This is a genomic window from Sphingobacterium tenebrionis (genome assembly GCF_037126265.1).
Classification (GTDB): Bacteria; Bacteroidota; Bacteroidia; order Sphingobacteriales; family Sphingobacteriaceae; genus Sphingobacterium; species Sphingobacterium tenebrionis.
On sequence record NZ_JAYLLN010000016.1, the window covers coordinates 22,415 to 34,820 of the forward strand.

9 protein-coding genes are annotated in these 12,406 nt (G+C 41.1%); 1 reads left to right on the top strand and 8 read right to left on the bottom strand.

Translation table 11 applies throughout. The features are described 5' to 3' along the window. Window positions 1-20 precede the first annotated feature (20 nt). On the bottom strand, window positions 21-2,984 hold the full coding sequence (locus VJ786_RS08110) for a SusC/RagA family TonB-linked outer membrane protein (RefSeq protein WP_336557587.1): 2,964 nt from the start codon (window positions 2,982-2,984) through the stop codon (window positions 21-23). A gap of 176 nt (window positions 2,985-3,160) precedes the next feature. Between VJ786_RS08110 and VJ786_RS08115 the strand changes: the two genes are divergently transcribed. After that, window positions 3,161-3,496 carry a hypothetical protein gene (locus tag VJ786_RS08115; RefSeq protein ID WP_336557588.1) on the top strand — a complete coding sequence of 112 codons (336 nt, stop codon included), beginning with the start codon at window positions 3,161-3,163 and terminating at the stop codon, window positions 3,494-3,496. Between the two features lie 113 nt (window positions 3,497-3,609). On the opposite strand, the gene VJ786_RS08120 is transcribed toward VJ786_RS08115, so the two are convergent. From VJ786_RS08120 to VJ786_RS08150, 7 genes are all read right to left on the bottom strand, one after another. Continuing rightward, entirely contained in the window at window positions 3,610-5,667 is a 2,058-nt protein-coding gene (locus tag VJ786_RS08120) for a M48 family metalloprotease (protein WP_336557589.1), read from the bottom strand. A 66-nt stretch (window positions 5,668-5,733) separates the two neighbouring features. After that, window positions 5,734-7,350 carry an FAD-dependent oxidoreductase gene (locus VJ786_RS08125; RefSeq protein ID WP_336557590.1) on the bottom strand — a complete coding sequence of 539 codons (1,617 nt, stop codon included), beginning with the start codon at window positions 7,348-7,350 and terminating at the stop codon, window positions 5,734-5,736. Continuing rightward, window positions 7,328-8,842: a polyamine aminopropyltransferase gene (locus tag VJ786_RS08130; protein ID WP_099366129.1), complete on the bottom strand. Its 1,515-nt coding sequence runs from the start codon at window positions 8,840-8,842 to the stop codon at window positions 7,328-7,330. The genes VJ786_RS08125 and VJ786_RS08130 overlap by 23 nt, the downstream gene beginning before the upstream one ends. Further along, complete coding sequence (locus VJ786_RS08135; RefSeq protein WP_099366128.1) at window positions 8,835-9,053, bottom strand: DUF350 domain-containing protein; 219 nt, start codon at window positions 9,051-9,053, stop codon at window positions 8,835-8,837. Before VJ786_RS08135 ends, VJ786_RS08130 begins: the two co-directional genes overlap by 8 nt. 10 nt (window positions 9,054-9,063) lie before the next feature. Beyond that, window positions 9,064-10,458 (bottom strand): DUF4178 domain-containing protein, encoded by a 1,395-nt coding sequence (locus VJ786_RS08140; protein ID WP_336557591.1) that lies wholly within the window; start codon window positions 10,456-10,458, stop codon window positions 9,064-9,066. A 3-nt stretch (window positions 10,459-10,461) separates the two neighbouring features. Then, the gene (locus tag VJ786_RS08145; protein WP_336557592.1) at window positions 10,462-10,821 is read right to left on the bottom strand and encodes an S-adenosylmethionine decarboxylase family protein; all 360 of its coding nucleotides are present in this window, start codon (window positions 10,819-10,821) and stop codon (window positions 10,462-10,464) included. 50 nt (window positions 10,822-10,871) lie between these two features. Next, window positions 10,872-11,996 (bottom strand): lipid II:glycine glycyltransferase FemX, encoded by a 1,125-nt coding sequence (locus VJ786_RS08150; protein ID WP_099366125.1) that lies wholly within the window; start codon window positions 11,994-11,996, stop codon window positions 10,872-10,874. Between the last annotated feature and the right edge of the window lie 410 nt (window positions 11,997-12,406).

The following is a 12,406-nucleotide window of genomic DNA, read 5'->3' on the forward strand; positions in this document are numbered from 1 at the left end:
TTTCTTTCTCTGTTTATTGATTAAAAGATAGTGGCTCTGATACCAAAACTATAGGTAGCCATGCGTGGGTAGTTACCATTTCCACCGTTACGTTCTGGCTCTAATCCCTCGTATTTGGTGAAGGTAAAGGCATCCTGTGCATTCACATACACGCGTACATTTTGGAAAGCTTTGCCCCATTTCGGGAAAGTATAACCCAATTGAAGCATCTTGATGCGGAAGTACGACGCGTCGCTCAACCATACATCACTAAGGAAAGTGTTGGTGCTTGCGCCGGTCCAAACCCTTGGAAAACGGGAGTTCGGATTTTCTGGTGTCCATCTGTTGTCTGCATATTCTTGGCGCGGTGCACCTAATGCATTCGATGCATTATCTACGTAGATCGGATAGCCTTCCTGTCCGCCAATGCGGGATGTACGGCGTCCAACACCTTGACCCAAGGCTGCAAAGTCCCAACCTTTGTATTTCAGGTTTAGGTTGACTGAATAATTCAAATGTGGGAATGGATCACCTAGTTCCACACGGTCATCATCATTGATAATGCCATCTCCATTCTGATCTCTATAACGGATGTCTCCAGGAATGGTATTCGGTAATTTTGCTGTTGTCGCATCAATTTCCGCCTCGTTCTGGAAATATCCATCGGTTTCATAGCCATAATAGTTATCAATGGCAATGCCGTTGTACCAGATTTTATCGTTGGTGTTTTTGAAGATTAAGGTGTCAGTTTTATTGTAACCAGCCTTTTCAACTTTGTTGCTGTTGTCGAAGAACATACCACCAATGGTATATTTCAAATCCCCGATATTATCTGACCAATTTGCCGAGATTTCATATCCTTTATTTCTAACCTCACCAATGTTTACCGCCGAAGTTAAGGTGTTCGATCCGGTTAGTGGAGGTACTGGGAAGTCGGAATAGATCAGGTCGTACGAGAATTTGTCGTATACATCCGCTGTAATATTCAAGCGGTTGTCCAATAAAGTCAGGTCTGCACCTACGTTCCATTGTTTTTGTTTTTCCCAAGAGAATAATGGATTTGGCACACGCATGGTCCATCCCCAGGTATTCACTACTTCCTGCCACAGGTATGGATCCACATTCTCATTACCGATCAAACCGTATGATGCACGGATCTTGAAGTTGGTCAAGGTTTTGCTGTCGCGAAGGCTGCTCATGAAGCTTTCGTTATGCAGGTTCCAAGCTAGGGCAGCAGAAGGGAAGAAGCCCCATTTCTGTCCTGGCGCAAATTTACTACTACCGTCTGAACGTGCGGTTAATTCCAGCAAATAACGTTCATCGAAGGAATAGTTCAACTTTCCGAAGAAAGATGCCTTATTGATCTCGCGGTAATCGGTGTAGGTGAAGTTCATCATCTCTGAACCAGCTGTCAGGTACAGTTTATCCTTGTTTCCACGAAGATCTTTGGTATAGTTTACCAATGCTCTAGCCGTGATTTGGGATTGGCTGACACCTTGATCGGCAGTCACCGAATTCGCCCAGATGGTAGCCGGTTTTCCGGTGGCATCATAGAATTTAAAGGTCTCACGAACAGATTTGTTCGCCGATTTATTGATCATATACGAAATATTACCCTCAATGTTCAAGTTCGGATTGATGTAATATTTTGGTCTTAGGTTGATCGTACTCCGGTCGTGCATGTAGTTTTTGATACCACCATGGTTGATGGAAGCAACCGGGTTCAGGTTGTTGTGCAACATGTAGTGATTCGGAAGGTCTGTCCCTTCAAAAAATACTTGTTGCGTAGGGTTCATTCGCCAAGCGATCTGGTATAGGCCATGGCCATCATCATTGGCCATCAAACGATCTACCTGTAAACGGTGGGCATAGAAATCGGCAAGAAGCACGAATTTGTCTGCAATATTGACGTTGGTATTGAAGCGTGCGGAGAATTTTTGTGTTCCTTCAATGTTGTTCAATCCATTTTCCTGGATATGGCCAAGCATTAGGTTAAATGTTCCTACACCACCACCACCGGAAATATTAGCCGATTGGTTATGGGCATAGGCGCGACTTTGCATCACTTCGTCCAACCAATTTACACTTTTAGTCTCGCCGCTTTCCGCTTTTTGGATATCCTCTGCGGTGTATAGCGTGGTTTGTCCTTGAAGGGATCTGGCTTCATTGTTCAGACGCATGTAATCTGCGGCATTCACAAAGGTAGGTAGGTCGATTGGGTTGTCGATCGATCCCCAAGCATTCAGGTCCACCTTGAATTGTCCAGTTGTACCGCGTTCTGTTTCAATGATGATTACCCCATTGGCACCTCTAGAACCATACATGGAGGTAGAAGCCGCATCTTTAAGGACGGTTAGACTCTTGATCTGGTTCGGGTCGATGTCGCTTAAGGATTGTTCCATTCCATCGACAATGACCAAAGGACTTGCATTCTGCAAGGTACTCACACCGCGGATAGCAATACTTCCTGGGGAGCTTCCTGGAAGGCTGTTGCCCTGCAACATGGTCACCCCTGGAATGGTTCCGCTGAAAGCTTGTTCCATTTTCATGATCGGACGCGTTTTGGTCTGCGACATGTCCATTTGGGCAACTGAAGAGGCTAAGTGTTTCTTGTCGACTGTAGAATAACCCACAACTACGACCTCATCGATGCCTAGGTTTTTTTCGGCAAGAATGACATTCATGTTTTTTTTGTCGCCAATGTTGACCTCTTGGTCGTCATAGCCGACTGCGGAGAAAATCAAGACGGAAGCTGTCGCTGGGACTTGAATTTCGAAGTTTCCGCCTGCATCGGAAGCAGTACCTAGGTTGGTTCCTTTGACCAAGACACTTGCATTCACCACAGGTCGATTTTGATTGTCTTTAATGGTACCCGTAATGGTCTTATTCCCTTGGGCATAAGACAACGAGCCGCATAAGACAATGAATAACATCATTGTAAAGATATTTTTCATGATCTGATTTTGGTTATTGATTATATAGATAGTTAAATAATTCAATTCCATAGGCTTAATCCGGTAGATGTTGAGGATTTTGCTCGCCGAAAATACAATTAATTAGTTTAATAATGTTTAATAAGGTTGAATAATGTTGTTAAATAAAGTTTATAATAGTTTGGGAAAGTATAGATTTTATAGATAAGAAAAGAAATAGTAAGAATAATTAATTTTATGATTAAAAAATGCCGTTTGGGTTGGTGGGTTTATCTTTAGGGGTAAATTTTGTGTTGGAAATGTTACAATTGGGGGGGGAGGAAGGGAAGGGAAGGGAAGGGAAGGGAAGGGAAGGGAAGGGAAGGGATGAAGGTTGGAGAGAAAAGGTAAGGGGTAAAGATGGGGATGGAAGAGTGGGAAAGGGATGGAATGGAAGGGGAAGCGGATGGTGGTTGAAGTGGGACGGTAAGGGGCGAGGGAAGCTGGAGAGGGAACGGGATGGGTTGGGGAGTTGTCATGCTGAGCGTAGTCGAAGCATCTGTACGGTGGTATACGAACAGATCCTTCGACTTCGCTCAGGATGACATGGGGGAAGATTGCTTCGTCGTGCCTCCTCGCAATGACGGGGGGACGTGCTTCCTTGGAAGGACCTCGTACCTCCATGCAATGACGGGAAGCCTCCATGCAAAGACAGAAATTACATCAGGTCTGCTTGGATAGTTAATATTTTCTTTTTCTGCAGGAAGTATCGTTGATAAATCAAATAAGGCAGGGCTTCCATGGCTTCTCTTAAGATCATTATATTTTCATCTACATAAGCTGAGACCATGAAATATTTCCACTCCTTATCCATATACTTTTTTAAATTTTCCACATACTTCTTGTCCAATTCATTTTCAAACCCTGGATATTCCAATAATTCCTTCAATTCTTTTTTCAGCCTCAACTCTAAAACCTTGAATTCAATAAAGAAGGTTTCTATTTGATTATAATCCAAGACTTGGTTCAGATAGCTAAATTTATTGTTCATCTCATAATAAAAATTCATCTGATCTTCATAGATCTTATCATAAGCCGACAGTTGCAGATGAGCTTCCAAAAACTCCTGCTCCATATTCCTGGTTTTTGCCAGATGATGGAAATGTTTAAATATCTGAATATTCAATTCATCCAATTCAGCTGCTTTAGATTCTTCCTCCTTTTTCAATCTTTCCAATAACTCAGGAATGGCTTTCCGATGAAATTTAATACCATCATAATCAAAGGTCTTTACTCCAATTTCTTTAGCCTGAATAGATTTTAAAGTGCCAATATCTTGACGCAGGGCTTGCAATTCATACGATAGCTTCGTATCCTCATCCGAGAAATAGGATCTTTCTAGAATATTACCATCTAGATCAATCTTTTCGTAATCAGAAATCACTGGGGTTACTAAGTTGTAATATTCATTGAATACCTTATCAAAACTTCCTTTGTTAAAAGCCAATTCGTATTTATGGATAAATTCATCCGCACCCAATTTAACAATAGGTATGTTTGCATTTGGCCCTTCATCCTCCAAAAACAAATTTTTAAATAGGAAATCTGATATTTCCGAGATCACTTTATCCTTATCCTTGATCATATCCATCGCGGGGCTATCCTCTTCCACCGCCTTAACAATATTCAATTGCCTAACCTTTTTCACCCGGTCGGCAGTGCTCGGATGCGATGCCCATTGGTTTTCGAAGTTCAGTTTAGATTTATCGTATTTGAGATTGCTATCCAGATCGATCAACGGCATGCCATCCTTCATCTCATAACTGTTCTTTTTTGCTAAAAAGCGAAGCATGGTCTGATGATCCGCATAAATATCATCAGGAAAAAAACTTTCGGAGGAGCGATTAAAATAGAACTGCACCGCTTCATTGAAGGCATGGTCAGCAAAATCTAAACGCATCAGGGAGCTGCTAAAGGCTTCCGACCCAGCAATATGGGCTGCCACTTCATCCGCATGGAATTCCATCTCGCGGGATAAGGCCATGTAATTCTTATTAATGAAATTATATAATTTTTTGAGGATCCATTGAATCCCTCGGATAGCATAAATCGCTCCCCAGAGTGTGATGACTAAAGAATTACTCCAGCCGGTTACCCTATTGATCGTTCTATCAAAAGATTCATTGTTATACAGCATGTTAAAGATCACTTGGTTCACATGGTACACGTAGGAACCAAGCTTCATGCTCCGTTGGGAGAAATGACCAAATTCATGCGCAATAATGGCCTTTAACTCCTGTTTACTAAGCACATTGATCAAGCCCATCCCGATTTGGAGGTTTTTCCGAACGGGAATGATCATGCTCCAAAAACTGGAATTATAGAAAACCGAGGCATTAACTTCCTGTGTTATAAATACTTTTTTGGGGAAGTCCGTTCCAGCTTCTTGTACAACCTCATGGATCATTTGGAACAGTTCAGGTTGCATGTCTGCAGTAATCTCAAACATTCCCTCCGTATGGTTTTGATTCTTGGAAAAGATGAATTTTATAAGGAAAAACAGAATGGTCAATCCGGCAAAGATTAATCCTGCACCAAATAAAATGATATATAAATTTGGAATTTCTATGATCAAGTGGATACCAAAATAGGTGAGCGCAATGGTTAATCCTATTGCGGCTATTAAAAGCAGCATATAGACAATGACGAAAATGAGAATGGAAGTAAGGGTTTTTTTGACGCTTCGCTGAAATGCCGGGCTGGTCTGAATATGCATAAAAGGTAATTTCGATTAGTTTTATAAATATAGACGAAATGAAGAATATATTTTACAGAAAACCTATTAATAATATTTAGTTAATATTTCTTTGGCCGTTAAATAGCCTCTATAGAATGCTTCCTCGAATAGGGAGAGTCCGGAAAGGTCAGAATGTGCAAAATAAATCCGGTCGGCAATTGGTTTGGCCATTTCCTTCCGGGCCTCACTCATCATGAACCCTGGAACTGGGCTGATCATGCCATGGCCTAAACGATGGATACGCATATCCAATATTTCCTCCTCGATGCCATAATGTGCTTTGGAGAGATCTTCAATAATGAAATCCCGCCATTGTTCCTCACTAAAATCCAATAGTTTCTTTCGTTCCTTTCGAAGGTCTTGGGCATCTAAAGAATGGTAATAGCTGATTACATAAGGAGCCTTATATTGGGCAAGGCTCTGATGCTGATCAAAGATATAGCCTAAGCCCTTGCCATCATGGATCACATTGTCCCAGGATAAGGGAGCGCCCGAAGCAGCGGGGAAACTTTTCAGGGTGATCGTGGCAATTAACCATGGTGCATAAGCAAATTTATCGCTTAAGGTTTTCCGTGAAGTGATCAGGTATTTATTTACAAATTGCGGACAACAATTGATGAGTTGATTAGTTATATAAAGAGTTGATTTATTGGTTTTAATGTCGTATACCTGAACTTGAACTTTGTTCTCATCCCATTCTATTTTATAAGCTAAACAATTGTTCTTTATCTTTCCTTCCGCGTATTTTTTCAATAAGGACACCAATCTTCCATTGCCTTCCTGCCAGGTCAATACGGCTTCTTCATTTCCGAGGTAATCATGCTTTCTACTGGAAAAATAATGTATACCTGCAAAAGCTGAGGTATGTTTAACGCCTGTACCGAAATCATCCCTGCAACAGTAATTCACATAACTAAATACCGGTTTTGTTTTGAATCCTTGATCCAGCAGCCACTTTTCCATGCTGATGCTATCCAGATCCTCCAGATCATGATCGTTTGATGCGAAAAGTGTTGGAATATCAAATACATATTTTCCATCCCTACCTTTCATTTCCGTAAAATCCTTCATGAGGCCATGAAAACGCTCCATTTCGGCCAATTCTTCCTCATCTAGCCCATATTCAGGAACAATGCCATTCTGCCAATAATTGTCGATAAAGAGCCTATGCATCGGGTCAAAGGACAGCTGTTCTTCATCAAATATTGGTTCACCAGTTGCTGTCCAACCCTTAACGATCTTTGACTTTTCTAAAAAGTGGTAAATTTCTTTGTTGGAGGCGTTGGGTATGGGCAGGTAATGGGCGCCCTGTGGATGTTTACTGTAGGAATTTGACCCTGATTTGGAGTTTCCGCCCACTTCATCTTCCATTTCCAATAAGAGAAAGTCCTGGAAGCCCTTTTCATGGAATTGATATGCAGCAGATAAGCCTGCGATTCCACCTCCAAGAATCAATACAGGGATTTCAATCTTTTCAGAAACAGGGGGGAAGTCGGGTAGCCATAAGCGATGCCCTAAGATGTGGTTGGTGCCGGTCAGTTTTAATAAGATATGGTTTGCCTTTCTTTTGCAGGCTTGCAGGAAAGTAGTGCCAAGACCCAATAAAAGGCTTGCTTTCAGGAAATGTCGTCTGTTCCACTTATATCTTGCTCCACTCTTCATCGAAATACCGCACTAAAATCTGATTGTCCAAACGATTGATCTCCACCGGTATTTTTTGCATATCTGTTGCAAAGTCCGTGAGTTTGGAGAAATTGTAGTCATAGAAACGCAGGTTGTCCACCTTATGGTTCACCTGTTGGAAATCTACGTTTTTATCTGGGGAGAATAAACAGAAGCCCCATTCGCCGAAGGAAGGCACATAGGCATGGTAAGCCTGTGGATTCGGAAAAATAGAAGCTATGGTTTCATGAATGCACCAATAGGCTTTGGGCGCATAATAGGGTGATGTAGTCTGCACAGCAATAATGCTTTGCTCATGCATCAAAAACCGTAAGCGCTTGTAAAAAGCATTGGTGTACAATTTGCCTAAGCTGTAGTTGGAAGGATCCGGAAAATCGATGATGATGACATCATATTGCTCCTGATGGTCCTTTATCCAGATAAATGCATCTTCATTTACGACCCTTACCTTAGGGCTGTTCAATGCATCCTGATTATGCTGACGAAGAATTTCATTAGTCTGAAACAATTTGGTCATCCCTTCGTCCAGGTCGACCAAGGTAATATGTTCTACCATAGGGTATTTCAGGATTTCCCTGGCGGCCAAACCATCGCCACCCCCTAAGATAAGCACACGTTTCGGCGTTTTGGCAACCGACATGGCGGGATGCACCAGGCATTCATGGTATCTGTACTCATCCTTGGTGTTGAACTGAAGGTTGTTGTTCAGAAACAGCTGGTAATTTCCGTTGGAGGAGGTCAGTACAATACGCTGATAGGTCGTCGAATGCTTGTAGATGACGTTGTTTCCATATAGCTGGTTCTCCGAATAGGCCAAGAGCCGATCGGAATAATAAAAGACAATCAGCAGGAATACCAAACATAGTATAGCCTTGATCTTCATCCAGGTCGGCCTTTTCAGGAACTTGCTCAGGTAAAAGGCAAGGAAAACCCCTACACAGATATTGATGATTCCGAACAGGAGGGAAGTACCCATAACCCCTAATTTTGGAATCAGCAGGATCGGGAATAAAACCGAAGCGATCAATGCACCGATGTAATCAAAAGCGAAAACATTGGAGACCAAATCCTTGAATTGCACCCTGTCCTTGAGGATGTTCATCAACAAAGGGATTTCCATTCCACAGAGACAACCTGTCAGAAATACAATAAAGTATAAAATAAACTGGAAATGTTCAACCTGTTGAAATAGAAGGAATAAAAGAACAGAACTTGTACCCCCAATAATACCTATCAAGAGTTCGATCTCGATGAATCGATCGAACAGGTTCTTATGGATAAATTTGGCAAGATAGGATCCAACCCCCATTGAAAAGAGGTAAGTGCCGATGATGAAAGAGAATTGCTTTACCGAATCTCCCAATAGATAACTGGCCAATGCACCAGCCACCAACTCGTAGACCAATCCACAAATGGCGATGATGAATACAGCTAATAAAAGGAAGATGGAAAGATTTTTCTTTCTATCCATGAATTGAGGCTGCGATAATAATGGAGATGCCTAAAATAAAGCTGGCAAAAACGATTGCCAAGGCGACATTATGGTTTTTGACAATCTCCTGCCAGGACTTTTCCGGCGTCAATTTCTCGATCAATAGATAAGCCAATAACAGGATTACTATTCCGATAAGGGAATAAATAACCGAGGCAGCAATACCTTTGAAAAAATAATCGTAATTCATATGCTTTTGCTTATTTATGACTACCACTCATCAGTGGCGATCTAGTGTATATTATTCTGTTTCCTGTACGGGTATGGTCCACCTGTGCTTGCACTTCTAAATCTGCACTACAGGTTTTCATGTTGTCCTCATAGTATTTATAGGCAGGGAGGGCAAGACAAACAAAGAAAAACAGGATCAATAATCCATCTTGTTTGATCATGTACCAACCTGAAAAATCCCCTCGTTTACTTAGTTCCGCAATTTTATCCGGTTGGTTAAAATTGATGAAAAAGAAAATAAAGATCATCACCGTGGCTGCATAGGTAAATATCAAAGGCGTATAACTGACCCCACCATATTTCAGTTTGATCTGTTCCTCCAATTTGACCGCTTGATTAGGCGATCCGGTCATCGAGGTTTCAAATACTAAATGGTATTGTCCCGGTTCCACCCTACAAAAATCAATATTCAAGGCATTAGCCTGATTCGAAGGATTAAATTTATGCACGTATGGTCTAACTTGGCTGACCTGATTGGTCTTCTTATTCACTAGATTGACCTGGATTACCAAATTCGGTACCGAAGAGATGGAGAATCCGTCCATAACCAACTGTTTTTTGGTATTTCCCTTCAATTCAAATGGCGTGGAAACAAAGCTGTTCGCCAGGTTTTCGCTGGTAAAGGTTTCATTGAAGGTCAGGGTCTGGATACTGAGCTGATTATAATACAAAAAGTAAAATAATATCCCAGGAATAAGTAGAAATGGCAATAAAGCCCCTAAGAGCTTGGAATTGATGTGCTTCTTTTTCTCTTCGAACTCCCTGTACTTCTCAAACATGGAGTAATAATTAGGACCGTGTAGATACTTTCCGGCATAATATTCCCTCTTCCCTTGGAATATTTCTTCCGAAATAAACTTATCCTCATTCAAGGAATGAGCATAGGTAATGTAAGAGGAGGTGGCATCGAGATCTTCAAAAACAAAACCTTCCGCATAGATCACATTTTGCGTTCCGCCTTCTTCCCGATTATAATTACCATCGTATTTAATGCGATTTTCAGATTTGCGGTCGATTTTATCTTCGGAAATCGGCTCCAGAAAACAGGCATACTCATCTCCATCGGCCAAGTACAGTTCCTCATCATCCGTAGATAATCCGACATATTCGTTGGATTTTCCTAAAACACCGGCACGGCGGATTTTGGTGATGATCTGATAATGATTGCCTTGGAAATTAATGAATTCCCCAAGGATTGGCCATAGCACATCCTTTCCAGGATTCAGGTTTTTTTGAAAAACCCACTTATCCGGATCGGTACCTTTAAAATAGGCATGGCAATTCGGGCAGACGTAACCCTGGAATTCGGATACTTCTACCTTAAAATTCTGTTTATGTTGGCATTTGGAACAGCTGATCTGCATAGCTTAGCGATTTACCAAAGTTTCGTTCAAAACCGTAGCTTCAAAATATGCTTTATATTTTTCTCCAATGGCTATTACCTTTTGTGAATTGTCTTTCAGGTAATTACATAGGTAAATATCAAGGGTTAGTTGATGGAATTCTGGCCAGGTGTGTACACAGATGTGGGATTCCTTCAAACAAATGGCCGCCGTAAATCCGTTCCCATCAAACACATGAGAGGATAAACCTACTACCTGTAGATCTTCTTCAATCAATAAGGATTGGCTGAAGGATTGGAACTGCTCCAAAGAAGTCAGTAATTCCAGAGTAGAAACCTGTAGGGTAAGTAAAAGATGTTTTCCGGGCCTGTATTCGTTAAGCATTAATTTTGGCTAATAATTAGGCTCGAATATACACAATTTTTAAGGATTCCCTAACTTAAATGATAGCTTTGGTTCTTAAATTCCATGGAAGCATAATAGCTGTACTTCTCTTTATCGAGGGGATAGTCCCAACAGCCCATCCGATGATAGATCTGTCCACCGAAACCGCTTTTAAAGCGGAATAATCCATACATGGGATGCGAAGGATCGGCCTGTGGCGATATCCCGAAGAAATCGTATTCTGTACAGTCTTTTTCTTTTGCTAATTGCATGGCTTTCCATTGCAGGGCGTAGGTTGCCATGTAATTTCTGTTTTCGGTAGCGGAAGCACCATAAAGGTAGGTCCCCCGGTTCTTGGATACGACGAGAAACATCGCAGCCAAAGGAAGTTCATCCACCTCGGCCAATAAAAGATACACATCGGCCGGTGATTGCGTATCATTTGCCCGGGCAGATAGGACTATGCGGAAATAATTGATATCATGGAGGAAGAAATTATTCCTTTTGGCGGTTTGTCGGTATAGTTCATACCAGATATCCAAGCTTTCCAGTCCTAGGGATTTTACTTTTACTCCTTTACGGCCAGAAAGGTTGATGTTGTATCGGGTTTTTGGCTTCATCATTCCCAATAAATGATCCTCATCCTGATTGAGATCCATAAAGATCGTATTGGATGGCAGGATATCGGTATTGGCTTTTCGGAGGTTCCAATGTTCGGTATTGAAGTTGAAACGAAGTTCTTGGATCCTTTTTTCGGGAACACCGATCCAATTGCCATGAATATCATAGCAGTCTTCTTCTTTCGCCCATAGCGACTCCCAAGATAGGTCGTAGCGGATCATGATGCAGTTTTTGGGAAGGAAATGCCTCAGTGTTTCGGATAATTGTTCCAGAAAGTATCCTTGGTTTTCTTCGGAAGGTTCTAATTCCGGACCGTAAGGCACATAAGCAATACAATGCTCCTGATCAACAGCCTGCAAGATGATCAATAGATCGCCGATGAAATAGGCATCATCCTCGGAGCCAGCGAAAAGTTCCGAATTCTTCACCTTGAAATTAAAGGCCATAGAGTTGACCCCCTGAAGTCTTTTGACCTCCGACCAATAAGCTGTCTGTTGGATAATAGACGTATTATAGATTTCCTTAATCGCCTTGTCTTCTAAATCTGCAATCATGATTGGGGGCAAACATAGCCATAAACTTTAAATAAAGGGTTTTTATTTGTCACAATTGGGTTAAAAGAAAATAGATGTAATCACAATTAATAAAATTACAGGTTAGATGATAGTAAAAAAAAAGAATACTAAAATTAAGGAATGTTCGTTTAAAGATTATATTTCAAATTTGTTATGACATATATAGGCTAATTTGTAGCTTTAACACTACAAAACAAGCTAATAAAAGCTGGAGGTATTAAGAATAACTCAATTTTTTATTTAGCTTTGAGTGCTAGTTATTAATTCGCTGTATTAATATTTATTTAATTGAAACTTTCGCGAATATCGTTCGTTAAAGAATTATAAAAGTTGACATTTGTTGGGTGAGAAGATGGCTCCATCTTCTTTTAACTTGTGTATATAATAGT